General features: G+C 67.6%; 25 protein-coding genes. 15 read left to right on the forward strand and 10 right to left on the reverse strand.

What is annotated here, in order from left to right; translation table 11 throughout:
* Positions 1 to 30: 30 nt before the first annotated feature.
* The 4 genes from htpG to VHL31_RS23855 form a co-directional block, all read right to left on the reverse strand.
* Complete coding sequence (htpG, locus tag VHL31_RS23840) at positions 31 to 1,944, reverse strand: molecular chaperone HtpG (protein WP_329663744.1); 1,914 nt, start codon at positions 1,942 to 1,944, stop codon at positions 31 to 33.
* 11 nt (positions 1,945 to 1,955) lie between these two features.
* A complete protein-coding gene (locus VHL31_RS23845) occupies positions 1,956 to 2,495 on the reverse strand; it encodes a hypothetical protein (RefSeq protein WP_329663745.1) in 540 nt (179 codons plus the stop codon).
* A gap of 59 nt (positions 2,496 to 2,554) precedes the next feature.
* Positions 2,555 to 3,340, reverse strand: coding sequence for a sulfite exporter TauE/SafE family protein (locus tag VHL31_RS23850; RefSeq protein WP_329663746.1), 786 nt, complete (start codon positions 3,338 to 3,340; stop codon positions 2,555 to 2,557).
* An 88-nt stretch (positions 3,341 to 3,428) separates the two neighbouring features.
* A complete protein-coding gene (locus VHL31_RS23855; RefSeq protein ID WP_329663747.1) occupies positions 3,429 to 5,228 on the reverse strand; it encodes an adenylate/guanylate cyclase domain-containing protein in 1,800 nt (599 codons plus the stop codon).
* Between the two features lie 77 nt (positions 5,229 to 5,305).
* On the opposite strand from VHL31_RS23855, the gene VHL31_RS23860 reads away from it, so the two are divergent.
* Together VHL31_RS23860 and VHL31_RS23865 are read left to right on the forward strand one after the other, a co-directional pair.
* Positions 5,306 to 7,834, forward strand: a complete 2,529-nt coding sequence (locus VHL31_RS23860) for a helicase-related protein (protein WP_329663748.1) — start codon at positions 5,306 to 5,308, stop codon at positions 7,832 to 7,834.
* Positions 7,835 to 7,876: 42 nt separating this feature from the next.
* Positions 7,877 to 8,146, forward strand: coding sequence for an RNA-binding S4 domain-containing protein (locus VHL31_RS23865; protein WP_329663749.1), 270 nt, complete (start codon positions 7,877 to 7,879; stop codon positions 8,144 to 8,146).
* A gap of 12 nt (positions 8,147 to 8,158) precedes the next feature.
* Here VHL31_RS23865 and VHL31_RS23870 read toward each other — a convergent pair whose 3' ends face one another.
* Positions 8,159 to 8,854, reverse strand: coding sequence for a YggS family pyridoxal phosphate-dependent enzyme (locus VHL31_RS23870; RefSeq protein WP_329663750.1), 696 nt, complete (start codon positions 8,852 to 8,854; stop codon positions 8,159 to 8,161).
* A gap of 671 nt (positions 8,855 to 9,525) precedes the next feature.
* On the opposite strand from VHL31_RS23870, the gene VHL31_RS23875 reads away from it, so the two are divergent.
* The 10 genes from VHL31_RS23875 to VHL31_RS27085 all read left to right on the forward strand — a co-directional run bounded on the left by VHL31_RS23875 (position 9,526) and on the right by VHL31_RS27085 (position 20,334).
* A complete protein-coding gene (locus VHL31_RS23875; protein ID WP_329663751.1) occupies positions 9,526 to 10,641 on the forward strand; it encodes a porin in 1,116 nt (371 codons plus the stop codon).
* 146 nt (positions 10,642 to 10,787) lie between these two features.
* On the forward strand, positions 10,788 to 11,360 hold the full coding sequence (locus VHL31_RS23880; RefSeq protein ID WP_329663752.1) for a hypothetical protein: 573 nt from the start codon (positions 10,788 to 10,790) through the stop codon (positions 11,358 to 11,360).
* Between the two features lie 146 nt (positions 11,361 to 11,506).
* Entirely contained in the window at positions 11,507 to 12,043 is a 537-nt protein-coding gene (locus tag VHL31_RS23885; RefSeq protein WP_329663753.1) for a DUF3576 domain-containing protein, read from the forward strand.
* Between the two features lie 47 nt (positions 12,044 to 12,090).
* Entirely contained in the window at positions 12,091 to 14,652 is a 2,562-nt protein-coding gene (gene leuS / locus VHL31_RS23890; protein ID WP_329663754.1) for a leucine--tRNA ligase, read from the forward strand.
* Positions 14,652 to 15,200, forward strand: coding sequence for an LPS assembly lipoprotein LptE (gene lptE, locus VHL31_RS23895; RefSeq protein ID WP_329663755.1), 549 nt, complete (start codon positions 14,652 to 14,654; stop codon positions 15,198 to 15,200). The genes leuS and lptE overlap by 1 nt, the downstream gene beginning before the upstream one ends.
* Entirely contained in the window at positions 15,197 to 16,228 is a 1,032-nt protein-coding gene (holA, locus tag VHL31_RS23900) for a DNA polymerase III subunit delta (protein WP_329663756.1), read from the forward strand. The genes lptE and holA overlap by 4 nt, the downstream gene beginning before the upstream one ends.
* Before the next feature lie 90 nt (positions 16,229 to 16,318).
* Complete coding sequence (locus VHL31_RS23905; RefSeq protein ID WP_329663757.1) at positions 16,319 to 17,317, forward strand: ABC transporter permease; 999 nt, start codon at positions 16,319 to 16,321, stop codon at positions 17,315 to 17,317.
* Positions 17,314 to 18,480 (forward strand): ABC transporter permease, encoded by a 1,167-nt coding sequence (locus VHL31_RS23910; protein WP_329663758.1) that lies wholly within the window; start codon positions 17,314 to 17,316, stop codon positions 18,478 to 18,480. Before VHL31_RS23905 ends, VHL31_RS23910 begins: the two co-directional genes overlap by 4 nt.
* A gap of 273 nt (positions 18,481 to 18,753) precedes the next feature.
* Positions 18,754 to 19,926 carry a UbiH/UbiF/VisC/COQ6 family ubiquinone biosynthesis hydroxylase gene (locus VHL31_RS23915; protein ID WP_329663759.1) on the forward strand — a complete coding sequence of 391 codons (1,173 nt, stop codon included), beginning with the start codon at positions 18,754 to 18,756 and terminating at the stop codon, positions 19,924 to 19,926.
* A gap of 9 nt (positions 19,927 to 19,935) precedes the next feature.
* Positions 19,936 to 20,334, forward strand: a complete 399-nt coding sequence (locus tag VHL31_RS27085; RefSeq protein ID WP_414653815.1) for a GFA family protein — start codon at positions 19,936 to 19,938, stop codon at positions 20,332 to 20,334.
* Positions 20,335 to 20,355: 21 nt separating this feature from the next.
* On the opposite strand, the gene VHL31_RS23925 is transcribed toward VHL31_RS27085, so the two are convergent.
* Together VHL31_RS23925 and pyk are read right to left on the reverse strand one after the other, a co-directional pair.
* Entirely contained in the window at positions 20,356 to 20,847 is a 492-nt protein-coding gene (locus tag VHL31_RS23925) for an ester cyclase (protein ID WP_329663761.1), read from the reverse strand.
* A gap of 1 nt (position 20,848) precedes the next feature.
* Positions 20,849 to 22,264, reverse strand: a complete 1,416-nt coding sequence (pyk, locus tag VHL31_RS23930; RefSeq protein ID WP_329663762.1) for a pyruvate kinase — start codon at positions 22,262 to 22,264, stop codon at positions 20,849 to 20,851.
* Between the two features lie 228 nt (positions 22,265 to 22,492).
* Here pyk and VHL31_RS23935 point away from each other — a divergent pair, with 228 nt between their 5' ends.
* Genes VHL31_RS23935 through VHL31_RS23945 form a run of 3 tightly spaced genes read left to right on the forward strand, consistent with a single transcriptional unit; the run spans position 22,493 to position 24,102 of the window.
* The gene (locus VHL31_RS23935) at positions 22,493 to 23,284 is read left to right on the forward strand and encodes a ComF family protein (RefSeq protein WP_329663763.1); all 792 of its coding nucleotides are present in this window, start codon (positions 22,493 to 22,495) and stop codon (positions 23,282 to 23,284) included.
* Positions 23,285 to 23,344: 60 nt separating this feature from the next.
* The gene (gene grxC, locus VHL31_RS23940) at positions 23,345 to 23,647 is read left to right on the forward strand and encodes a glutaredoxin 3 (protein WP_329663764.1); all 303 of its coding nucleotides are present in this window, start codon (positions 23,345 to 23,347) and stop codon (positions 23,645 to 23,647) included.
* A gap of 29 nt (positions 23,648 to 23,676) precedes the next feature.
* Positions 23,677 to 24,102 (forward strand): DUF1178 family protein, encoded by a 426-nt coding sequence (locus VHL31_RS23945; RefSeq protein ID WP_329663765.1) that lies wholly within the window; start codon positions 23,677 to 23,679, stop codon positions 24,100 to 24,102.
* 9 nt (positions 24,103 to 24,111) lie between these two features.
* On the opposite strand, the gene VHL31_RS23950 is transcribed toward VHL31_RS23945, so the two are convergent.
* The 3 genes from VHL31_RS23950 to ubiG form a co-directional block, all read right to left on the reverse strand.
* Positions 24,112 to 24,321, reverse strand: coding sequence for a hypothetical protein (locus VHL31_RS23950; protein WP_329663766.1), 210 nt, complete (start codon positions 24,319 to 24,321; stop codon positions 24,112 to 24,114).
* Entirely contained in the window at positions 24,321 to 24,581 is a 261-nt protein-coding gene (locus VHL31_RS23955; RefSeq protein WP_329663767.1) for a hypothetical protein, read from the reverse strand. Before VHL31_RS23955 ends, VHL31_RS23950 begins: the two co-directional genes overlap by 1 nt.
* A gap of 74 nt (positions 24,582 to 24,655) precedes the next feature.
* Positions 24,656 to 25,432, reverse strand: coding sequence for a bifunctional 2-polyprenyl-6-hydroxyphenol methylase/3-demethylubiquinol 3-O-methyltransferase UbiG (gene ubiG / locus VHL31_RS23960; RefSeq protein ID WP_329663768.1), 777 nt, complete (start codon positions 25,430 to 25,432; stop codon positions 24,656 to 24,658).
* Positions 25,433 to 25,554 lie beyond the last annotated feature (122 nt).

Consider the following 25,554-nt stretch of genomic DNA (forward strand, 5'->3'; position numbering starts at 1 on the left):
AACGCAGCGGCCTGGCGACCCGTGGCCGGATCAGGCCAGCCCGCGGGCCACGAAGGTGGACAGGCGACGCCCGAACGCGGCGGGGTCGGGCAGGGGCTCGCCCTCGACGATCCGGGCCTGGTCCAAGAGCAGCTCGGCCAGCTCCGGGAAGTCGGGCGTGTCGTCCTTGGCGAGCGTCGCCATGCGGCGGACCAGGTCGTGGCGCGGGTTCAGCTCCAGGACCCGCTTGCCCAGGGCATCCAGCTGGTTGTGGCTCTTGAGGAAGCGCTCCAGCCGCATGTCCATGGCGTCGTCGCCGGCGACCAGGCAGACCGCACTCTGGCGCAGCCGCTTGCTCTCGCGCACGTCCGAGACCTGCTCGCCCAGGGCCGCCTTCAGCTTGGCGATCAGCCGGCCGAGATCGGTGCCGTCGGCGGCGGGTTCCTCGGGCTTCTCGGTCTCGTCCGCGTTCTTCTCGATGCCGGACAGGTCGACGTCACCCTTAGCGAGCGACTTGATCGACTTGCCCTGATAGGTCGTGACCTGCTCCAGCCAGAACGGGTCGACCTGGTCGTCGAGCAGCAGGACCTCGACCCCCTTGGCGCGGGCCTCCTCCAGCTGCGGACTGTTGCGCAGGGCCGCCTGGCTCTCGCCGGAGATGACGTAGATGGCATCCTGGCCGGGCTTCATCCGCCCGACATATTCTTCGAGCGACACCCAGGCTTCGGCGGAGTGGGTCGAGCGGAAGCGGGCGAGCTCCAGGAGACGCTCGCGGTTCTCGCCGTCCTCGTAGAGGCCTTCCTTCAGGACCGCGCCGAAGTCGGACCAGAACGCCAGGTACTTGTCCTGGGCTTCCTTCTCCTCGGCCTTGGCCTTGGTCTTCAGTTCGTCGAGGATCCGCTTGACGATGGTCTTGCGCATCTTCGGCACGACCGTGCTGACCTGGAGAGTCTCGCGGCTGACATTGAGCGGCAGGTCCTGGCTGTCGATCACGCCGGACACGAAGCGCAGATAGCGCGGCAGGAGGTTCTCAAGGTTGCTCGTGATGAACACGCGCTTGACGTAGAGCTTCACGCTGTGCGCGCGCTTGGGGTCGTAGAGGTCGAAGGGCTTCATCGACGGGGCGAACAGGAGCCCCGTGTATTCGAGCATGCCCTCGGCGGTGAAATGCACCCGGGCGAACGGCTCGTCGAAGGCGTGCGCGACGTGGTGGTAGAATTCCTTGTACTGCTCGTCGGTGATCTCCGACTTCGGCCGGGTCCAGAGTGCCGAGCCCTGGTTGATCTGCTCGGGGGCAGCAGGCTCCTCGTCTTCCTTCACCTCGGCCTTGATCACCTGCAGCTTGATCGGAAGGGCGACATGGTCGGAATGGGTGCGGACGATCCGCTTGAGCGTCCACTCGTTCAGGAAGTCCTTGGCGTCGTCCTTGAGGTGGAGCGTGATCGCGGTGCCGCGCTTGATGCCGTCCGACGGCGCTTCTTCCAGCACAAAGCCGCTGCGCCCGTCCGAGGCCCAGGCCCAGGTCGTGCTCTCGCCGGCACGACGCGACGTGACGACAGCCTTATCCGCGACCATGAAGACCGAGTAGAAGCCCACGCCAAACCGGCCGATCAGGTCGACGTCCTTCTTGGCGTCGCCGGTCAAGAGGGACGCGAACTTTGCGGTGCCTGAGCGGGCGATGGTGCCGAGGTTCTCGGCGAGCTCGTCCCGGGTCATGCCGATGCCGTTGTCGGCGATCGTCAGCAGGCCGTTCTTCGCATCTGCCAGGATGGTGATCTGCAGGTCCGGGTCGGTGCCCAGTAGTTCCGGGCGGCTCAGGCTCTCGTAGCGGAGCTTGTCGCAAGCATCCGACGCGTTGGAGATCAATTCCCGCAGGAAGATCTCGCGATCCTTGTAGAGTGAGTTGATCACGAGATCGAGAACACGGCCGACATCGGCCTCGAACGGCTGCATCGTCTCGCTCATCGCCTTGCAGTTCAGAAGGTTGCGCCAAGTGTCGAGCCATCTGGGAATTGGCCGGGGCGTCCGCAAGGCGCGAGCGGGCACATGGGCGCAGGCATGCGCCCGCCCGTAGCCTTTTCACCGATTGCCGCCAGGGCCTGGCCGTTGAGGTCCAGGCTGATCGAGGCGTGGCCGGCGCGGGTCCGGGTGGCGGCGTGGTCCGGATGGATGCCGATCGAGAGGCGCTGCAGCCCGGCAGCGGCCCACGCTTCCTCGTTCTCGGCCGAGATGGTCGGCGCGATGCCGTCATAGCGGATCTCGATGTCCCGCCCGTTCTCGCGGTGGGTGGCCACGAGCGACATCGCCTTGCGCAGGTAATGGCCTTCCTTGAGCAGGCACAGGGCCTGCGCCAAGCCGGCGTGCGTGCGAGCGATCAGTGCCGGGCGGAGCTGACACGCGGTCGCGTTCGCGTTCAGCATCTGGGCCAGATTGGCCAGGGCCTGTCGGAGACACGCCAGTTGATCGTCTCCGCTCTGGGCGACCAGATGCTGGTAGGAGGGCAGGTGGTCGATCATGATTGCGTCGACGTCGTAACGGAGTGGGACGACGAGTGCTGCGGCGGCGGTGGCCGGCGTCATCCCGCAGAGTGGGGCAGATCGGCCGCGTAGCGAGCCGTCAAGTGGATGAGTTCGCCTACGATCACCGCGACGAGCAGCCCGAAGATCCAGCGCTTGGCCGAGGGCGACACCGAGACCCGAGCGCCGATCAGCCCCCCGGCCATGCTGCCAAGGCCCATGGCGAGACCCAGCGTCCAGTCGATGCTCCCGTGGCTGGCGAAGACCAGCATGGCGGCGAAGGTGGTCGGCACGAGCAGCACGTTCTTGACCGCGTTGGCCTGGACCAGGGGCAGCCGGACCGCGAACACCAGGGCCAACAGGAGGTAGGTGGCGCCGTCCAGGACGATGAAGCCGAGCCAAAGACCGACCAGCACGAACAACGCCGCTTCGCGCAGCCCGAAGCGTGGCTCGCCGGTGACGGCAGCGTTGATGATGTCGCGCAGCCTGGTGAGCAGGAGGATCAGTGCCACCAGGACGGCGAAGGTGATGGCCAGACGCAGATCGTGGGCCGGCATGGCCTCGGCCAGCATCGCGCCCGCCACGGCCCCGGCGGTCACCGGCAGGGTGATTCGCATCGCGAGGCGCCAGGGGATCACGCGGCGCCTTGCCAGGTCGGCGCTGGCGGTGATGCCGGCCAGCAGCACCGGGATACGGTTGGTGGCGTTCGCGCTGATCGGGTCGAGGCCCAGGGCCAGCAGGATCGGCAGGGACACGGCCGATCCGGACGATGCCACCGTGTTCAGGAAGCCGCAGGCCAGTCCCGCGACCACCGCGACGAGAAGGGCCTGCGGATCGTATGCCATGCGTGTTCTGGTCGGGCCTCCGCGGGTCCTGCTCCCGCAGCCCGGCCATCCCACCGTATCAGCGGTGCTGTATCGTTCAAGCGGAGGCTCACGCAGGCTTCGGCGCCGGGACCAGCCGCATGCAGGCGACGGGCTGATCGAAGCCGCGAAGCCGGACCGCCGCGAACTCCGTCGTCAGCGGTGCTGCCAGCTCGCGGATGGTCGGATCCTGTGCCATCGCCGCCGACATCATGATCTCGCCAGGGCCAGCCACGGACTGCAGCCGGGCGGCGAGGTTGGCGGTCGAGCCGAAATAATCCAGGCGCTCGTTCAGGGTCACCGCGATCGACGGACCGGCATGCACCCCGATCTTGAGCGAGAGGGGCGGCAGGCCCTCCGGGTTCAGCTCCGGTGTCCGGGTCTGGATGGCGAGCGCCGCCCGCACGGCGTCGAGCGGGTCCGCGAAAGCCGCCATAATCGCGTCGCCGATCGTCTTGACCACCGCGCCGTCATGGTCGCGGATGATGGCGCCCAGCCAGGCAAAATGGGTGCGTACCCGGCCGAACGCCGCAGCCTCGCCGATGCGCTGGTAGAGCGCGGTAGAGCCGGCGAGGTCGCTGAACAGCACGGCCACGCGGGCAATGCCGACCTCGTCGCCCGGCCGCAGCACCTGGTCGGAGAAGAGGTCCCTGAACGCCTGGTTGGCGGCGACCCGGTCGGCCGTGAGCGTGTCGCGCAGCCAGTTGCGATCTTCCAGCACGGCGGTGAGCGGACGCTCCGTCCCGTTGACGAGGTCCAGCCGACCGGGTGCCGCAGGGGGCCCGAACGCCACCATGCCATCCGCCAGCTCGATGGCCGGCAGCGGCCCGCCTTCATGCTCGAGGGTCCGCTCGGGTCCCGGTTCCAGGGTACGGGCGCGATAGGTGGCGGGCGGCAGGTCCAGGTCCAAGGAGCGATGCTCGCCCGGTGCCAGCGTGATGTGGGCGATGATGTGCGGCGTGCTGACCGGGCCCAGCAGGCAGAACTCCCCACCCTGCAGCGCGCGGAGTCCGGCGGCCGGATGGAAGGTGACCTCGACGTTGCGGCTGAAGTCGCGGTCGTAGCGGATGGCGCAGGTGTCGCAATGGGCCTCGGTCGCCAGCTGGTCGAGCGTCGCCGACTGCTGCTTGGCGCCGCGGCAGCGCGGGCAGAGCAGGTCCCAGGACAGATCGAGCAGGCCGCGCCTGGCGGCGTCCAGGCAGGCGGCGATCGTCGCGCGCGGTTGCAGGCCGTGCAGGCGTGCCAGCTGGAGCGGGCGGATGCGGCGCACATCGTTCTCGCCGCCGCTGCGAACGAGGCGGACGATCTCGTCGACGATCGGCAAAGGGTGGCCGGCCGCCAGCAGCTCCGCGCGCAGCCGGTCGATCTGAGCATGCGTGCGAGGCGGCAGCTTGGGCGGCGGGTAGTCGTAGGGGGCCAGGCTCCTTTCCCGCACGAACTCCTCCACCCGCTCGCACATGCGGATGAAGTGCTTCTCCTGGCGCTGCAGGAAGCCGGCGGCGAGCAGCAGGCGACCGCCCACGCCGCGGGGCTCGACCTCGTAGCGATAGCGGGCGATGCAACCATCGCCGTCGTCGTCCAGTTGCAGTGTCACGCGGAGACGGGAGAGCGGGCCATTGTCGATCAGCCGGTCGTGCTCGTACCACCGTTCCTTGATCCAGTTGGCCGGAAGGTCGGTCCACTGCAGGTTCAAGGGGCCAATCCTGGCCTGGCCACGAAAGATCCGGCTCCCGTCGGCAGCCGTGGCATTGGTGATCGGATGGGCCGGCAGGCCTGACGCCTCGTTGAAGCGGGCGGTGTCCGCAAGCGCCGTCCAGACCCTGGAGCGGGGGCCGGCGAAGCGGTGCTGAAAGCGATGCTCGACGGTCATGGCCCCGTCATCCCCTCGTGCACATTTGGCACCGGGTCCTCTTGCATTGTGTCGACGAGAGGGGAATCTTGATCTCCATGAGCTCGATGCGCCCCTCCGATTCGCGCATCCTGGCGGTCCTCGGGCCGACCAATACCGGCAAGACGCACTTCGCGATCGAGCGCATCCTGGCGCACCGCTCCGGCATGATCGGCCTCCCCCTGCGGCTCCTCGCCCGCGAGATCTACGATCGTATCGTGAAGGCACGCGGTCCAGAAGCGGTGCAGCTGGTCACGGGCGAGGAAAAGATCGGCAGCGACAAGGCGGCCTATGTGGTCGCCACCGTCGAGGCGATGCCGATGGACCGGCCGGTAGGATGCCTTGCCGTCGACGAGATCCAGCTGTGCGCAGACTGGGAACGCGGCCACGTGTTCACCGACCGGCTGCTCAACGCGCGCGGGCTGCACGAGACGATCTTCTTGGGCTCGGACACGATGAAGCCGATCATCAAGCGGCTCATTCCCGATGCCGTGCTGATCGCAAGGCCGCGCCTGTCGACCCTGACCTATGCCGGCGAAAGCAAGCTGCACCGGCTGCCCCGGCGCTCGGCCGTGGTCGCGTTCACGGCGGCCGACGTCTATGCGCTGGGCGAGGTGATCCGGCGCCAGCGCGGCGGTGCCGCGATCGTGATGGGCTCGCTCAGCCCGCGGACCCGCAACGCTCAGGTCGCGATGTACCAGGCCGGCGAGGTCGACTACCTCGTCGCCACCGATGCGATCGGCATGGGGCTGAACATGGACCTGACCCATGTGGCCTTCGCCGCGCTGCAGAAGTTCGACGGGCGGGAGCGGCGGCAGCTCACGGTCACCGAGGTGGCGCAGATCGCCGGCCGCGCCGGGCGGCACATGGCCGACGGCACGTTCGGGACCACCAACGGCGTGGGCGAACTGGACGAGCGGATCGTCGAGGCGGTCGAGAGCCACAGCTTTCCGCCGCTCAAGCATATCCGCTGGCGCAATTCCGATCTGGACTTCCGCTCGCTGCAGGGCCTGATCCGGTCCCTGGATGCGGAGCCGGCCGATCCCGCCACGCGCGGCGCCCTGCTCAAGGTGCGCGACGCCCTGGACGACCGCTCCCTGCACATGCTGGCCGCGCGCGAGGAGATCCGCGGGATCGCCGACCGGCAGGACCGGGTCCGCCTGCTGTGGAGCGTCTGCCAGACGCCGGACTTCTCCAAGACGCTGGCCGACAGCCACCTCCATCTGCTGAGCACGATCTACCGCCATCTCACCGGGCCCGAGGGCGTCATCCCCGGCGACTGGGTCGCGCGGACGATCGACCATATCGACCGGATGGACGGCGACATCGACACGCTGATGGGCCGGCTCGCCCATATCCGGACCTGGACCTACCTGTCGCACCGCTCCGACTGGTTCACCGATTCCACCCACTGGCAGGAACGGGCCCGCGCGGTCGAGGACCGGCTGTCGGACGCGCTGCACGAGCGGCTGATGCAGCGCTTCGTCGACAAGCGGACCACGGCCCTGCTCCGGTCGTTGCGCGAGCATGACGACCTGCCGGCGACGGTGGAGCCCGACGGGTCGCTCGCCGTCGATGGCCACCATGTGGGTGTGATCGACGGCTTGGACTTCACGCCGATCGCCGGTGAGGCGGACCTGGCGCGCAAGGCGCTGAGCGCCGCAGCACGGCGTGCCCTGCGCCCGGCCCTGGAGCGCCGGGTCGCCGAGATGCTGGCCGCACCTGTCGAGGATGTCCGCTTCGAGAGCGACGGCACGGTGCGCTGGCGGGGCTCGGTGGTGGGAACGTTGCTGCCAGGCGGCTCGCCGTTGCGGCCATCGGTGCGGCCCAAGGTCAGCGAGGAACTGCGTGGCGACCTGCGCGAGCGGGTCACGGCAGAGCTGGGCCAGCGGCTGGAGGCGTTCATCGCCCATGGCCTGGGCAAGCTGAACCGCCTGGCCTCGGCCAGCAACGATCCGGCGCTGAGCGGCGCCGTGCGCGGCGTGGCCTATGCGCTGGTGGAAGGCATGGGCGCCATCCGGCTGGACAAGGTCGAGAGCCTGTCCGGCCCCCTGAACGAGACCGACCGCAAGGCGCTGGCCAGGCTGGGGGTCCGGCTCGGGGTGGAATGGCTCTACCTGCCGGACCTGATGCGGCCGAGGGCGCGCCTCGTGATCGCGACCCTGGCCAAGGTCTGGACCGGCCGGCCATGTCCCTTGCCGCCGGAGGGCGCCACCACCTGGCGCGATCTGCCGGAGCTTTCCGGGCAGACTCTGGCGGCGCTTGGCTTTGCGCGCTTCGGCGATCTCGGCCTGCGGCTGGACGTGACCGAGCGGCTGGCGGCGCAGTTGCGGGCGCGCGGCCGGGAGAGCCGGCTGTTCGACCTGCCGGGCGACCTGGCGGCGGCGGCGGGGCTGAAGCTCGAGGAACTGATCACGGTGGCAGCTGGACTGGGCTTCGCCTGCGTCGTCGAAGGGGAAGCGCGGCGCCTCGTGCGCATGCGCAAGCGCCGGCGGCCGGACCCGGTCGAGCGCAAGCGGGCGGCGCAGGCCGGTCGTGCCGATTCGCCATTTGCCGTGCTGCGCACGCTCGTAGCCGGAAGCAGTTGAGCATCAGGAGAGCCGGCTGGAGCCCGGCGAAGAGGAGGCAGCTTGCAGGACGAAGCGCTCAGGTTGGACACGTGGCTCTGGCACACGCGGTTCTGCAAGAGCCGCTCCGATGCCCAGAAACTGGTCGAAGGGGGCTGGGTACGCGTGGATGAACGCGTGGTCACCAAGTCCCACCTGCAGGTCCGCACCGGCATGGTGCTGACCCTTCCCCAGGGACGGGACATCAAGGTCGTCCGGGTTCTGGCGATGCCCAGGCGGCGCGGGCCGTTCAGCGAGGCCAGGGAACACTATCAGGAGCTGCCGCTGGCCTGACCGGCCGGCGGGTCAGGCGTTCGGCGCCATCTTTGGCGGGCGCGCGCCGAAGATGGCAGAGCCGACGCGGACCTGGGTCGCGCCGAAGCGGATGGCCGTCTCGTAGTCGGCGCTCATCCCGATCGAGAGTTCGCGGATGCCGTGGCGCCTGGCGAACTTCGCAAGCAGCGCCGCATGCGGAGCGATGTCGTCGCCGTCCGGCGGGATCGCCATCAGCCCCTCGATCTCCAGCGCCAGCTGGCCCCGGCAGAGGTCGAGGAAGCTTTCGAGGCCATCCGGCAGGATGCCGGCCTTCTGTGCCTCCTCGCCCGTGTTCACCTGGACGTAGAGACGGGGAAGCCGGCCCTGCCGGTCACGCTCCTTGACCAGCGAGCGGGCGAGCTTCTCGCGGTCGAGCGTCTGGATGACGTCGAACAAGGCCACGGCCTCGGCGGTCTTGTTGGTCTGCAGGGGCCCGATCAGGTGCAGCTCGATGCCCTCGAACCGTTCGCGGAGTGCCGGCCAGCGATTCTTGGCTTCCTGCACATAGTTCTCGCCGAACGCCCGCTGCCCTTCCTGCAGGGCGGCCTCGATCCGTTCGGCCGGCTGCAGCTTGCTCACCGCGATGAGGCGGACCGATGCGGGATCGCGACCGGCACCGGTTGCTGCCGCCTCGATTCGTGCGCGGACCTCTGCCAGTGCCGCCGCCACTTCCTGTCGAGCGTCCATGAGATCCCTGTGGTGCCGGAGGTACGGCACGCCTCGGTGCCGGCCGGCAGGATTTCGCGATCCCGGCGGCAATGCAACGACCTTCACGCCATCGCCACCCGAAGCCCTGCACCCGGAAAAGTGCAGCATCTGAACGGTCATGTCGCTTTTCCTTCGCACGCCACGACATCTGGCAAACACTGGCGGTCCCCTGGCACTTTTCCGGGCGATCTCGAAGAAGAAGACAAGAACCGAAGCCAGCAGGCAGCGCGGCATGACCTAGACCGGCAGGCCAGACATCGGGCCGTCGCAACATAACGTCGACAGGCGAGAGAATAGCCCCATCGGGGCATTGCTGTCGCAGAGGCAATGGAGATCAGGGGAAATGCCGAGACCCTGTGTAGAACGGTTGGAACAGAGCCGGTGACACCGGGTGATTTGTAGGAACTTCTCTTCAGCCCGATGCTCGTCTTATCAACTGTGTCGCGAGCCGGAAAAGCATGTTGCACTAATGTCGCAGGGCGGAGCCTACCCCCGGCCGAGGCAGCGAAACGAGTTGAGACGTGCGGGTGCCGTGGGCAACTACTCCCTCGGCGACTGGGCCGTGAAGGTCAACCCGTTGGCGGGGGGGACCTAGGTCGGACCTCCGGTCCGGTTCAAAGGTCGCGCTAGTTCGAGAAGGAAGGATAGAGATGAGGATCAAGACCCTCCTGTTGGCCGGCGTGGCCTCAGGCGTTGTCGCGGCAGCAGGCGCCGCCAGCGCGGCCGAGGTCACTCCCGGTGGCGCCCTCGACATCAAGCTTTCGGGTCAGTTCCGTACCGGTGTGGTGTTCGGCGAGAACGACTCCATCAGCGGCCGTGATCCCGGCTACGGCTTCTACACGAATAACCGGTTTTTCATCGACGTCCGCGGCAAGGACGACGGCAGCCTGATGGAGTATGGCGGACGGGTCCGTCTGCGCCTCGACAATGGCCGTGGTAACTTCACGAGCCGGACTCAGCAGATCATCGTAGGCAACGAGCCGATCACGGTTGCCACGGGTGAGACTAGCAGCGGCCCGATCATCGACCGTAGTTGGCTGTTCGTGCGTGGTGGCTGGGGTGAAATCCGCTTCGGTAACGAAGTTGGCCCCGGCGACGAAATGAAGGTCTTCTCTAGCACCGTTGCTGCCGGTACCGGCGGTGTCGACGGTGACTTCAACCCCGCCTTCAATGACTCGCCGTTCACCTACACCGTTCCGCTGAGCGGTGCCGCGACCAAGATCGTGTACTACACCCCGACGCTCGCCGGCTTCCAGGCTGGCGTGTCGTTCGCGCCGGACGATGACGCTGGCGGCCTGATCAGCCAGATCGACGACACTGGCGGTGGTCGTCAGCACGTCGAAGGCGGCATCTCGTACAAGGGCGGCTTCTCGGGTGTCGACCTCCTGGCCTCGGTCACGGCGTCGACGGCCAAGCGGGTCGAAGGCACGAACGACGACGCCGACATCAACGGTATCATGGGCGGCATCAGCGTCGGCTTCGGCGGCTTCAACGTCGCTGGCGCGTACGGCACCAACGGCGGCGACGTCGAGGATGTCGACTACTGGAACGTGGGCATCGGCGGCGCCTTCGGCCCGGCCAAGCTTTCGCTCGAGTACGCCACGGCCGAGGGCGCCGACCAGGAACCGACCGCCATTGTCGCTTCCGCGACCATGGGTCTGATGCCTGGCCTGTCGCTCCTGGCCGATGTCGGCCTGTACGACTCCGACGCCGAGGACTCCGACGAGAGCTTCGCCGGCCTGGTGGCGATCGACATCCAGTTCTGATCGTCGCCCTTCAGGGCACGCTCTTCTGGGAATGCTGCGGCGGGGTATCACCCCGCCGCAGTTTTTTGTTTCTTGCTCGCTTTGTGCGCACGCGCCTGTCAAACTGCGGGCGTGGACGGATGCCGACCTGCTGCTCGGAGTGTGGGATGTTTCGCCTGGTACTGGCAGGCCTTCTGGGATTGATCGGGATGACGCAGTCGGCGACGGCGGCGGATCTCGTGCCTGGAGGTTATGTCGGTGGCGCCAGCGAGACGGCGGTCGAAGGCAATCGGCCTGGCACGATCAGCTTCGGCTTCACCCCGCGCGGCAGCTCCACGGACCGCCTCAGATTCGACTTGTCGGCGGCACCGCTTGAAGCGGCCTCGCAGCCTCGGGTGCTGAATTCGGCGTCTGCCGGAGAGGCTGACGATTTCGTCCTGGGCGGCGCGCTGGTCTGGAACGACTGGACCTTCAACAGCACCGTGCTGCAGCTGGGCGAAGGACAGTTCCAGACGGAGATCCTGGGCGCCGGGGTGGCGTATGGCGGGGTAAGTGCGCGTCTCGCCCTGGCAGAGACGCAGACACCGGTCGGCGAGACCCGCTCCTCGATGCTCCTGAGCACCGACCTGGCCGCATGGTCCTGGCTCACCCTCGAGGGTGACCTCGCGCTGACGGGCAGCAGCACCGACCTGCCAGAAGGCGACGCCGCCGGCCGGCTCGGCATCAGGTTGAGCTTCTGACACAACGGCCGGATGGCGACCCGCCAGGGCGCCCGTGCCGACAGGGTGAACGCAGGCTGGTGATTCCCATGCGCGATGCTATGGTCCGCGCCGACAGATGGGTCAGTCGCGGCCCACGGACTCTACGGCGGACTCGGGCTCGCAACGTGCGTACATCATGGCCGATCTTCCTTCTTCTTGCTGCTCTGGCAGGTTGCACTGACGTCGAGACACAGCCGCCGGAGGACAGGGGGGGCTGGACCAGCCAGGAAGCGCGCCGGCGCGAAGAAACCGGAACGTTCTTTGGCGACGACACGCTCACCCTCTACGGTTCGCGCTCGCGCGAAGCGAAGGCCCGGCAGGAGGATGCCGGCGGCGTTGGCGTCAACAGCTATCTCTGGCGCGCATCGCTCGACACGATCGACTTCATGCCGGTCGCGAATGCCGACCCGTTCGGCGGACTGATCACGACGGACTGGTACCAGCCGACCGACGCTCCGGGCGAACGTTTCAAGGTCCAGGTCCTGGTACGGGACAAGACGCTGCGGGCCGATGGCGTGAAGGTGTCGATCTGGCGCCAGGCGCGGTCCGAAAGCGGCGAGTGGCTGGATGCCTCGGTTGATCCCGGCACGGCCGTGGAGCTCGAGAACCGCATCCTGACGCGTGCCCGGCAGCTCCGGATCGCCGCCAGCGGCGGCGCCTGAGGCGCCTCGTCCATCACCTCGTTTCTTCGACCGGACAAGAATCCGCCATGTCGCGATACGCGTTGCGCGCCGCTGAGCAGAAGTGGCAGCAGACCTGGGAAGACCGGCGCCTGTTCGAGGCGAAGGTCGACCGGACCAAGCCCAAGTTCTTCGCGATGGAGATGTTCCCCTATCCGTCGGGGCGCATCCATATGGGCCATGTGCGCAACTACACGCTGGGCGACCTGGTGGCGCGCTACAAGCGGGCGCGCGGCTTCAACGTGCTGCACCCGATGGGCTGGGACGCGTTCGGGCTGCCGGCCGAGGGGGCTGCGATCAAGCGCGGCATCCATCCGGCGACGTGGACCTATGCCAACATCGCGGAGATGCGGGCGCAGCTGAAGACGATGGGCCTGTCGCTGGACTGGTCCCGCGAGATCGCGACCTGCTCGCCCGACTACTACAAGCACGAGCAGGCCATGTTCCTCGACTTCCTCGAGGCGGGCCTGGTCTATCGCAAGGAAAGCTGGGTCAACTGGGACCCGGTCGACCACACCGTGCTGGCCAACGAGCAGGTGATCGACGGCAAGGGCTGGCGCTCGGGCGCGCCCGTCGAGCGCCGCAAGCTGAATCAGTGGTTCTTCAAGATCACCGAATATGCCGACGACCTGCTCAAGAGCCTGGAAAAGCTCGACCGCTGGCCGGAAAAGGTCCGGCTGATGCAGCAGAACTGGATCGGGCGCTCCGAAGGGGCGAGGGTCCAGTTCACGGTGGAGGGCAGGAACGAGAAGCTGGTCGTCTACACGACGCGGCCGGACACGCTGTTCGGCGCCTCGTTCCTGGCGATCGCGCCCGACCATCCGCTCGCGGACGAACTCGCCTGGACGAATCCGAGCCTCCAGGCCTTTGCCGAAGAGTGCAAGCTGCTCGGCACATCCGAAGAGGCGCTGGAGAAGGCCGACAAGAAGGGCTTCGACATCGGCCTGCGCGCACGCCACCCGTTCCTGCCGGACGTGCTCTTGCCGGTCTATGTCGCCAATTTCGTGCTGATGGACTACGGCACCGGCGCCATCTTCGGCTGCCCGGCCCATGACCAGCGCGACCTGGAGTTCGCCCGCAAGTACGGTCGGCCGGTCATCCCCGTGGTGCTGCCGGAGGGAGCGGATCCGGCCAGCTTCGCGGTCGGCGACGAGGCCTATACCGGCGACGGGACGATCTACCACTCCGACTTCCTGGACGGGCTGGACGTCCCGACGGCGAAGAAAACGGTGATCGACCGGCTGGAAGAGATGGGTGTCGGCGAGCGGCAGGTACAGTTCCGCCTGCGCGACTGGGGCCTGTCCCGCCAGCGCTACTGGGGCTGCCCGATCCCCGTCCTGTATGCCGAGGACGGCACGGTCGTGCCGGTGCCGCGCGACCAGCTGCCGGTCACGCTGCCCGAGGACGTGGACTTCGCCAGGCCCGGCAATCCACTGGACCTGCATCCGACCTGGAAGCACACGACGCTGCCGGACGGGCGGCCCGGCACACGCGAGACCGACACGATGGACACCTTCGTGGAGTCGTCGTGGTACTTCGCGCGCTACTGCTCGCCGCACTACGAGGACGGCCCCTGCCGCAAGGACGAGGTCGACTACTGGCTGCCGGTGGACCAGTATATCGGCGGCGTCGAGCATGCCGTGCTGCACCTGCTCTATTCGCGCTTCTATGCCCGCGCGATGAAGAAGGTCGGCTACCTCTCGATGGACGAGCCGTTCGAGGGCCTGTTCACCCAAGGCATGATCAACCACCAGACCTACCAGGATGAGCAGGGCAACTGGCTGGAGCCTGGCAAGGTCAGGAAGAACGACGCCGGCCAGTGGGTGACGATCGATGGCGAGCGGCCGGTCAAGGCCGGCCGTGTCGAGAAGATGAGCAAGTCCAAGCTCAACACGATCGATCCCACCGACATCATCCAGGGCTATGGCGCGGATACCGCCCGGCTGTTCATGCTGTCGGACAGCCCGCCCGATCGCGACCTGGAATGGACCGATGGCGGGATCGACGGAGCCTGGCGCTACCTGAACCGCCTGTGGCGCCTGGTCGACGAGACGGCCGAGCGGCTGGGTCCGGCCGGCGTCTCGCCGGTTGACGTGGCCGGTCCTGACCTCGAGCTGCGCCGCGCCGTCCACGCCACGATCGAGGGCGTCACGGGCGCCATCGAGCGCTTCCACTTCAACAAGGCAGTGGCGCTGCTGCGCGAGCTGCACAACACGCTGGACAGCCATCTCAAGCGCAACGATCCGGCACCTGCCGTGCTGCGCGAAGCAGTCGAGATCCTGGTCCGGCTGTTCAATCCCATGATCCCGCATGTGACCGAAGAGGCATGGGAGCGGCTGGGCCACGACGTGCTGCTGGCGGAAACACCTTGGCCGGAGCCGGACAAGAGCCTGGCCGGAGCCGATGAGGTGGTCCTGCCGATCCAGGTGAATGGAAGGCGCCGCGGCGAGATCCGCGTGCCGAAGGGTGCCGAACGCGCCATCGTCGAGGCGGCTGCCCTGGCGGAGCCCGGCACGATCCGGGCGATGGAAGGCAAGCCGCTCAAGAAGATCGTGGTGGTGCCGGACAAGATCGTGAACGTGGTGGTCTGATGCGTGCAATCCGGCAAGGCCGTCGCTCCTTCCTCGCCGCGTCGGCTGCGCTGACGCTGCCGGGCCTGCTCGGCGCCTGCGGATTCCAGCCGCTCTACGGCGATTTCGGCGGCGACGACGTCAAGCCGGAACTCGCGGCGGTCGCGGTCATCGTCCCGCACGGGCGGCTGGGACAGTCGGTCAAGGCGGCCCTGGCCGCCGACCTCAATCCCGCCGGCATCTCGGTCCCGCCCGAATACTTCCTGTCGGTGTCCCTGGGACGGACGACGCGTGCCCTGGCGATCCAGCTGAACAGCACGATCACGCGCTACGACCTCATCCTGGACGCCACTTTCGCGCTCAGCCGCAACGCCGACAACGCCACCGTCTACCGCAACCGTGTGCGCCGGATCGCCAGCTACAATGTCAGCCAGGCTCCCTATTCGACCCAGGTGGCCGAAGAGGATGCCGAGCGGCGGGCGGCGGTCGAGGTGTCGCGCCAGATAGCCACGCTCCTGGCCGTCTTCTTCCGTGATCAGAAGGTCAGGCTGGACGAGCCGGCCTCGTGATCGTCCAGCCGAAACGGATCGAGGCGTTCCTGGCGAAGCCCGATCCCGGCATCTCCACCTTCCTGGTCTATGGTCCCGACCGCGGCATCGTCGTGCAGCGGGTCGAGGCGCTGCTGGCCAGGCTGGTGAGCGATCCGAAGGATCCGTTCCTGGTCGGCGACCTTCCCGCCGAGCGGGTCGCGCAGGAGCCTCGCCTGCTGCTCGAAGAGGCGCAGAGCATGTCGCTCCTGGGCGGCCAGCGCGTGGTGCGGGTGCGCGACGCCGACGACCGCGTCAAGGCTGCCGTGCGTGACCTTTTCAAGCTCGACGCGCAGGAAAGCTACGTCCTGCTGGAGGCCGGCGAACTGCCGTCCGCTTCCGACCTGCGCAAATCGGTCGAGAAGGCAGCCAAGGCCGCCGCCATCGCCTGCTACCGGGACGAGGGGCGCGGCCTGGAGGACGTGCTCCGGACCGAACTGCAGCGGCACGGCCTCGTGGCCGATCGCGACGCCTTGCATGCCCTCCAGGCATCATTGGGTGCTGACCGCGCGGTGACGGTCGCGGAGATCGAGAAGCTGGCCCTTTATGTCGGCGGCGTCCCGGGGTCGCGGGTGACGCTCGAGGATGTCTGCGCCGTCATCGGCAATTCCGGCGTGCTGACACTGGACGACCTGATCCTGGACGTGCTGATCGGCGCCTCCGGTTCGCTCGCGGCCGACCTGGAGCGCCTGCTGGCCGAGGGCGGCAACGAGATCATGATCGTGAACCGGCTGTCCGCCGCATTCGGCCGGCTGATCCGGATGCGGACACAGGTGGACGGCGGCGCCAGTGCCGATCAGGTCGTCGAAGCCCTCTTCTGGAAGGTGCGTGACCCCTGGAAGCGTGCGCTCGGCCGCTGGTCGACCCGCGCGGCCCAGCGGGGAGCCATCGAACTGCTCGAACTCGATCTGCGGCTGAAGGGTGAGGGCGGCCCGCCCAGGCGGGAGCTTCTGGAGCGTGTCCTGTTCGTCCTGTGTGATCCCAGGTTGCGCAGTGGCCATGCCGGCTGACCACATCCTGTGGCGACGAGGAGGTCCGCCGCGATTTCTCTCATCATCAAAACTCTCTAGCATCCGCCACGTCCGATCGGGGGAAGGTCGTTGCTGAGCTACGTGATCCGTCGGTGCCTCACGATGATCCCGACGCTGATCGCGATCAGCGTCGTCGTGTTCATCATCATCCAGCTGCCACCCGGCGACTATCTCACCAGCCAGATGGCCGAGATGCAGTCCCAGGGCGAGAACATGCCCCAGGAGCAGCTGCAGCACCTGCGCGCCCGGTATGGATTGGACCGTCCGCTCTGGCAGCAATACCTGTACTGGGCGGTCGGCCTGCTGCAGGGCGACCTCGGCTGGTCGTTCGAGTACAACCTGCCGGTCGCGGACGTGATCGGCGACCGGGTGCTCCTCACCTTCGTGATCAGCTTCGCCACCATCCTGTTCACCTGGATCGTGGCGTTCCCGATCGGGATCTACTCGGCCACCCACAAATATTCCTGGGGCGACCATACCCTTACCCTGCTGGGCTTCCTGGGCCTGGCCACGCCGAACTTCCTGCTGGCCCTGGTGATGCTCTACCTGGCGAATGTCTGGTTCGGCACGTCGATCGGCGGCCTGGTCGACCCGCAATATATCGACCAGCCCATGTCCTGGGGGAAGTTCGTGTCGGTGCTCGAGCATATGTGGATCCCGGTGATCATCATCGGGACCTCCGGTACGGCCGCGATGATCCGCCGGCTGCGCGCGAACCTGCTGGACGAGCTGAAGAAGCCTTACGTCACCACGGCGCGGGCCAAGGGCCTGCCCCGGCAGCGGGTCCTGATCAAGTACCCGCTCCGGGTGTCCCTGATCCCGTTCGTGGCCGACATCGGCAATCTCCTGCCCGAGTTCATCAGCGGCGCCGCCCTGGTCTCGGTGGTTCTCTCCCTGCCCACGACCGGGCCCATGCTGGTGCGCGCCCTGCAGACCCAGGACATGTACCTGGCCGGCTCCTTCCTCATGCTGGAGGCGACCCTGGTCGTGATCGGCACGCTCGTTTCCGACATCCTTCTGGGCTTCCTCGATCCGCGGATCCGGCTGGGCGCTGGAGCCGAGCGATGAGCGAGGTCAAGGAGGTCGCCACCGACCGCTGGGTCGACCCCGCGCCGTTCGACCCCTACGAGGAGGACCCGGTCGACCCCGAACGCGAACGCTGGGCGAAGGCCTCGCAGTGGCAGCTATTGTGGTGGCGCTTCAAGCGGCACCGCCTGGCCGTCGTGTCGATGTGGTTCCTGGCCTTCATGTACGCCACGATCTTCGTGACCGAGTTCATCACGCCGAACGGGCGCGATACCCGGGACCCGCGCAGCATCAACAGCCCGCCGCAGATGGTCCACCTGTTCCACGAGGGCGCGCTCGTCGGGCCGTTCGTCTATGGCTGGAAGCAGACGCTCGACATGAAGACGCTCAAGCGGATCTATGTCGAGGATCGCTCGAAGGTCCAAAAGCTGCGCTTCTTCTGCCATGGCGACCCGTATCGGTTCTGGGGGGTGGTGCCTGGCGACCTGCACCTGGTCTGCCCGGCGGAGAACGGGACCTTCTTCCTGTTCGGCACCGACCGCCTCGGACGCGACATGTTCTCGCGGATCATGTACGGCGCCCGGGTCTCGCTGACGATCGGCCTGATCGGCATCGCCGTGAGCTTCGTGCTCGGCATGAGCCTGGGCGGGCTGGCCGGCTGGTACGGCGGCTGGATCGACTCGGCGGTCCAGCGGCTGATCGAGGTGATCCGCTGCTTTCCCACGATCCCGCTCTGGCTGGCCCTGTCCGCGGCAATGCCGGTCCACTGGGATCCGATCTGGGTATTCTTCGGCATCACCATCATTCTCGGCCTGATCGACTGGACGGGCCTGGCGCGCGCCGTCCGTTCGAAGGTCCTGTCCCTGCGCGAGGAAGACTTCGCCCAGGCGGCGACCTTCATGGGTGCCAGGCCGGCCCGGGTGATCGGACGCCACCTTATCCCGTCCTTCACCAGCCATCTGATCGCCTCGGCGACGCTGTCGATCCCCGGCATGATCCTGGGCGAGACCGCCCTGTCGTTCCTGGGCCTGGGTGTGCGGGCACCCATCGTGTCGTGGGGCGTGCTGCTCAACGACGCCCAGAACGTCAACGTGGTAGCGCTCTATCCGTGGCTGCTCCTGCCCGTCGTGCCGGTCATCCTGGTGGTGCTGGCCTTCAACTTCATGGGTGACGGGCTGCGCGACGCGGCCGATCCGTACAACTGAGCGCGCGGGACCAGGACAAAGAAAAGGCCCGGGGGCGAGCCCCCGGGCCTTAATCGGTCACGAAGCGGCAGCTAGGTCGGTGCCGTTCGTGACGCTCGGGCCAAAAGGAAGATGGTCACGCTGGTATAGAAGCAAGGGCCGTGCCAACTCCTCTGCGCAGGGGATCTTCCGCCGCGAAGGGTTGCCGACTGGCCAAGCGTTGATCAGATGCCTGCCTGGACGGCAGCCATGGGGTCGACGGAGCGTGAACGAGCAACTGGGCAGGGTGTGACAATGTTCGACGTGGTGATCGTTGGCGGTGGCCTGACCGGCCTGGCCGTGGCAGCCGGCATCGGCGCTGCTGGTGGTCGAGCGCTCGTCGTCGAGCAGGAGCCCGTCCGGCGCCTGGTGGAGCCGGGCTTCGATGGCCGGGTGACCGCTGTGGCGCTCGGATCCAAGCGCCAGCTGGACCGCTACGGAGTCTGGCCGCTGGTCGGCGAGGCCCAGCCGATCCTGAACATCGTGGTCGGCGAGAAGGGGTCGCCCGCGAAGGTCCGTTACGACCACAAGGATGTCGGCACCGAGCCGTTCGGCTGGATCGTCGAGAACCGTCTCCTGCGCAAGGCGCTGCTGGCCAGGCTGGACGAGCTGCCGGAGGTCGAGATCCTGGGGGCGAGCCGGATCGAAGAGCTGGATCGCGCGCCTGAGCGAGTGACGGTGAAAATCCGTGGCGGCCGCACCGAAACGACCAAGCTGCTGCTCGTGACCGAAGGCAGATACAGCCAGACTCGCGCCCAGCTCGGCATCGACGTCCAGGACTGGAACTACCGCCAGCGCGCCTTCGTGTGCACGCTTGCGCACGAAAAGCCGCATGAAGGCCTAGCCGTGGAAAGGTTCTTTCCCGACGGGCCGTTCGCGATGCTGCCGATGACCGGCAACCGCTCGTCCATTGTCTGGGCCTTGGAGGAGCGGCTGGCCGAGGAGGTCGGCCGGCTGGACGACGGCATGTTCCTGGCCGAGGTGGCGGAGCGGTTCGGCGATGCGCTGGGCCAGCTGGAGCTGGTTGGTTCCAGGTTCGCCTATCCCTTGCGCATGGTGATGGCGGAACGGGCGACCGATCGGCGGGTGGCCCTGGTCGGCGACGCGCTTCGCGGCATCCACCCAATTGCCGGCCAGGGCTGGAACCTGGCGTTGCGCGATGTCGAAGCCGTCGTGGACCTTGTGTCGGAGCGCCTGCGGGCCGGATTGGATCCGGGCGATGCCGCGACCCTGGAGGCCTACGCTTCACGGCGGCGCTTCGACGGGCTGTCGATGGTGGCGGTCACCGACGGCATCAACCGGCTGTTCGGCAACGACATCTTTCCGATCAAGCTGGCGCGGGAAACCGGGCTGGCGGTGGTGGAGCGTATCAGGCCGCTCAAACGCCTGTTCATGCGCCACGCCATGGGCACGCTGATGGGGAACTAGGAGCGAGGGATGGACGGCAGCGAGCCGACGAGGCTGTCCGCGGGCGGCTGCCAGTGCGGCGGCGTGCGCTATGAACTGACCGAGCAGCCGTCGGCGGTCTATGTCTGCCACTGCCGGGAGTGCCGCAGGCAGTCGGCCTCGGCGTTCGGGATCTCCGTGATCGTGACCTGGCCGGCGGTGCGCCTGACCAGCGGCGTGCCCCGCTCCTGGACACGCCCGACGTCAACCGGCGATACGCTGGACTGTGCCTTCTGCGGGAATTGCGGTTCTCGGCTGTGGCACCGCTCGGTGCGGGACGGCAGCGTGAGCATCAAGGGCGGGCCCTGGACGAGCCGCCCGACCTTCGGCACGCGATGCATATCTGGACGTCGCGGATGCTGCCGGGGATCTGCCCGCCCGAGGGCGTGACTTGCTATCCGGAAGAGCCGCCTATTCCACCCAGCCCAGCTGCGACTGGAAGCTGAGCCCGTCGTAATAGTCCGTGATGGACGTGATCAGGCCATCCCGCACGTCCATCACGCTCACGCCGTCCAGGCTGAACGCATGGCCGGAGGCAGGCACATCCTCGGGCCAGACGCCGGAATTGGTACCGGAGATCCGCCATTCGAAGGCAACCCGCCCGCCCGTCGCGATCGGCGCGCCGCGCATCTCCCAGTGGAGGTCGGGTACGGCCTTGAGGTAGGGATCGATGACGGTCGAGCGGATCGTGTCCCGCCCGACCTGCGGCTCGCCGATCGTGACGTCGAGATAGACGGCGTCGGGGGCGAGCAGGCTCGTGGCCCTGGCCGCGTCATGGGCGCTGAACGCGGCGACATAGGCCGTGGCGACGGCGACAGGGTCCTGTTCCTGAGCGACCAGGGGCAGGGCGGCGGTGGCCAGCCCGGTGGCAGCCCCCGCCAGCAGGGTGCGGCGAAAGGGCATCTCAGGTGACCCAGGCGATCCGGAGCAGGTTCGTGGCCCCGGGCGTGCCGAACGGCAGGCCGGCCGTGATCACGATGCAGTTGCCGGCCTGCGCGAAGCCTTCCTCCACCGCGTAGCGCCGTGCCTTGTCGACCATCTCGTCCAGGGAGTGGGCGTCGCCGGTGAAGATCGGGTGGACGCCCCAGGCCAGCGCCAGCTTCCGCGCCGTTCCCATGCGCGTGATCAGGCCGATGATCGGACGGTCCGGCCGTTCGCGCGCGGCCCGCAGCGCCGTGGCGCCGCTGGTCGTATAGGTCACGATCGCGACCGCCTGCATGGTCCGGGCGACCTGGCCTGCCGCCAGCGTGATCGCATCGGCCGTCGTGCGCTGCGCCTGCGCGTGATAGGCGTCGACATAGGTGCGATAAAGGGGATCGCGCTCGGTGGTCTGGATGATGCGGTCCATGATCTGGACGGCTTCGACCGGATAGTCGCCCGAAGCGCTCTCGGCCGACAGCATCATCGCGTCGGCGCCGTCGAACACGGCCGTGGCCACGTCGGACGCCTCGGCGCGCGTGGGTGCCGGCGCCTTGATCATGCTTTCCAGCATCTGGGTCGCGACGATCACCGGCTTGCCCTGCTCGCGCGAGGCCCGGATGATCTTCTTCTGCAGGCCGGGCACCACCTCGGGTGGCATCTCCACGCCCAGGTCGCCTCGGGCGACCATGATGCCGTCGACGAGCTCCAGGATCTCGTCCAGCCGGTCGATCGCCTGCGGCTTCTCGATCTTGGCCATGATCGAGGCGCGACCAACCACCAGCTTGCGTGCCTCCGCCACGTCGTCCGGACGCTGCACGAAGGACAGGGCCACCCAGTCGAACCCCATGTCCATGCCGAACGCGAGGTCGGTCAGGTCCTTGGGCGTGAGCGCCGAGATCGGCAGCACCGCATTCGGGACGTTCACCCCCTTGCGGTCGGAAAGCGGGCCGCCGGTCACCACGACGGTCTCCGCGAAATCCGCGCCGACCTTCTCGACCCGAAGCCGGATCTTGCCGTCGTCGAGCAGCAGTTCCGTGCCGCTCCTCAGTGCTTTGAAGATCTCGGGATGGGGCAGTCGCACCCCGCGAACGCTGCCGGGCCCGCCTTCCAACTCCAGCCGGAAGTTCTCGCCCCTGGTGAGGTCGATCCTGCCCTCGGCGAAGGTGCCGATCCGGAGCTTGGGCCCCTGCAGGTCCATCAGGCAGGCGATCGGCCGGCGCCGGTCCTTCTCGATCGCCCGCACCATCCGGAAGCGCTCCGCATGGTCCTCGTGGCTGCCATGGCTGAAATTGAACCTGAACACATCCACGCCGGCATCGGCGAGCGTGCGGATCCGTTCTTCCGTGCTGCTGGACGGGCCCAACGTGGCCACGATCTTGGCGCACCGTTCGCGGCGCATGACAGTCCCTTTGTCGTAAGCACGGCTCGTATAATCCCGGCGGGCCACCCTGTCATGACACGGCGGTGCGGGGACACCATGCGAAGTTGGGTGCAAGGCTTCTGAAAAGCGATGCCCCGGCCGCCGTCCGACCGGACATCGGCTCCAGGCCGCGCCGGCGCAGCCATGAAGCTTGATTGATAAAGCTGCATGGTATATTCGCGTCAAGGTAGAAATACGGATCTGTCGATGATCGCTGCCACCTTGCCCGCCATGTTTCGGACCGCGGCCGGCACGCTGGGACGCGCAGTCCTGGACGCCATGCTGCCACCCCGCTGCCCGGCCTGCGGCGAGATGGTTGCCGCCCAGGGCTCCCTTTGCCCGGCCTGCTGGACGCAGTTGCGCTTCATCGCGGAGCCTGCCTGTCAGCGCTGCGCCCTGCCGGTGCCGCAGGCCGCACCCGGCCTCGTCGTCTGCCCGACCTGCATCGCCGATCCGCCCGTCTACCAGCGCGCGCGGGCGGCTCTGCGCTACGACCCGGCCTGTGCGCCGATGATCCTGGCGATGAAGCACCGGGCAAAGCTGCAGGCGGTATCCGCCTTCGGCGGCTGGATGACACGGGCCGGGCAGGACCTGTTCGAAGGCGCCGATGCCCTCGTTCCGGTCCCGCTGCACCGCTGGCGGATGCTCAAGCGGGGGTTCAACCAGTCCAGCCTCCTGGCGGACGTGGTGTCGTCACGGGCAGGCGTGCCCAGCTTCAAGGACGTGCTCGTGCGGCGTCACGCCACCAGGAGCCAGCAGGGCCTCGGGGCCGCCGAGCGCCTGCACAACATCACCAGCGGCTCCTTCGAGGTCGCGGCCCGTCGGCGGAGCCAAGTCGAGGGACGCCGGTTGATCCTGGTAGACGATGTGCTGACGACCGGGAGCACCTTGTCGGCCTGTGCCGCCGTCTTGCTGCGGTCCGGTGCCGCCAATGTGGACGTCCTGGTCCTGGCAAGGGTGGTACGGGACGAACTCGTCACCATATCGTCACGTAACTAATGGTCATCCGCCGGCTTCGGGTCGAACGGGTGACTCAGTCTTCGGAGTACTGACCCGATCATGCCCAAGATCGAGATCTATACAACGCCGATCTGCCCGTACTGCATCCGTGCCAAGCGGCTTTTGGATCGCAAGGGCGTCGCCTATGACGAGATCGATCTGTGGAGCGATCCGGGCCGGCGCACCGAGATGCTGAGCCGCGCTGCCGGCCGCACCACCGTCCCGCAGATCTTCATCGATGGCCGCGGCATTGGCGGCAGCGACGATCTGCATGCCCTGGATGCTGCCGGGCGGCTGGACGGCATGCTTCTCGCTGGCGAAGATGGAAGCGCCAGCTCTGCGCGATCCGCATCGCGGGCGTAGACGAGCCTTAGGCTGCTGGGAGCGGCGATGTGATCAAGTTCACGCTGCGGTGTGCGGCTGACCACGAGTTCGAAGGCTGGTTTCGCGACAACGCGTCCTTCGAGGAGCAGGCCGCAAAGGGCGTGCTCACCTGTCCGGTCTGCGGTGATGCCAAGGTCGCCAAGTCCATCATGGCACCGTCGATCCGGACGTCGGAGAGCGCCCAGGCGGCCAGGGCGGAGCAGCGCGCCAGGATGGCGACGCTCATGCAGCAGCTCAAGGCCGCCCACGAGCATGTCGAGAAGAACTTCGAGAACGTAGGTGAGCGCTTCGCCGAGGAGGCCCGCGCAATCCATTACGGCGAGAAGGAAAAGCGGGACATCTTCGGGCAGACGACCGCCGAGGAGGCGAAGAGCCTTCATGACGAGGGCGTGACGTTCTCTTTCCTGCCGCCCCTGCCGAAGGTCGATGCCTGAACCGGCCGGTCAGGCATCCCCAGCCGTCGACTTCAGGAAGTCCGCGATTGTGCGCAGGGCGGCCGGCATGAGCTGGCGGTGGGGGAAGGCCAGGTGGCGTCCTGGAAAGGGTGTGCACCAGTCGTCCAGGAATGCCTCCAGCGTTTCACGCTCCAGGTCGGCTCGTGCCGCCGCGAGCGCCACGGACGATACGTCGCTCGCGACCGGCCCTTGCGGCATCAGGATGATGATGTCGCCGTTTCGCTCGAACGCCCAAAGGACGATCCTGCCGCTGGCGGACCGGTGGACGAGCGTCGGGAGGATCCGAGCGGCACGGCAATCATGTCCTGGCCCAGGCTCTCCTCGCAGCGCATGCCTGTATCGAAGCCGCCCGGGACGACGTCGACGAACCCTTTGGCCGCGATGACTTCCGCCCGCACACCTGGATGCATGGCGAGAAAGGCTGCCAGCTTCGGCGCCCGCACGAACTCAGGGCGCATGCCGTCCATCGGTGGCCGCTACGACAGCCGCCAAATGGCCCACCTGCACAGCGAGCGAGGCTGAGCTCGGCCGGTCAGGCCTTCGCGGCGACCATCAGGTAGTTCACGTCCGGTCGGGGAGCATCTACGAACCGGCCGGTTCGTGCGTCGTAGCGGACCGAGCGGACCTCGCGCAGGGTCAGACCGGCAGCGCGCACCATGCGTGCCAATTCCGACGCGTTGACGAAGCGCTTCCATTCGTGGGTGCCGGTCGGCAGCCAGCGCAGCAGGTACTCGGCCGCCACGATCGCCTGCAGCCAGGCGCGATTGGTGCGGGCGATGGTGGAGAGGACGAGGAGGCCGCCATCGGCCACGCAGGCAGCCGCCTCCCGGACGAACGACGCCGGGTCCTCGCTGTGCTCCACCACCTCGAGCGCGCAGACGATGTCGAAGCGCTGGCCCGCGGCGGCGATGTCGCCGACCAGGCCGGTGCGGTAATCGATCGACAGTTGCTCGGCCGCCGCGTGGGCCCGGGCGACCTCGATCACCTCCTCGGCCGGATCGATCCCGGTGACGACGGCATCGAGCCGCGACATCGGTTCACAGAGCAGCCCGGCGCCGCAGCCGATGTCGAGGAGGGTGCGCCCAAGAAGGGGTTGGCGGGTCGAAGGGTCCTGGCCGAACTGCCGGCAGACCGCCTGCTTGATCGCATCGATCCGCCAGGGGTTGAGCGCATGGAGGGGCGCCATCGGCCCGGCCGGATCCCACCACTCGGCAGCCAGGCCGGCGAATTTCTGAACTTCCCGCTCGTCCACGGCCGCGCGGGCGGACGCATCCGGATCGGCACCCGTCTTTGTGGCGTTGCGCTTCACGTTGCAGCCTTCTTTCACCCAGAGGTTCCATTCGAAGCGAGCGGGTGCCCTTTTTGCGTACCGACGTGCCATCGATGCTGCGCGGCGGTGGGTGGGCTTGTGGTCCTCCTGACGCATCGATA

Origin of the sequence: Geminicoccus sp., from assembly GCF_036263595.1 — a bacterium.
Lineage (GTDB): Bacteria > Pseudomonadota > Alphaproteobacteria > Geminicoccales > Geminicoccaceae > Geminicoccus.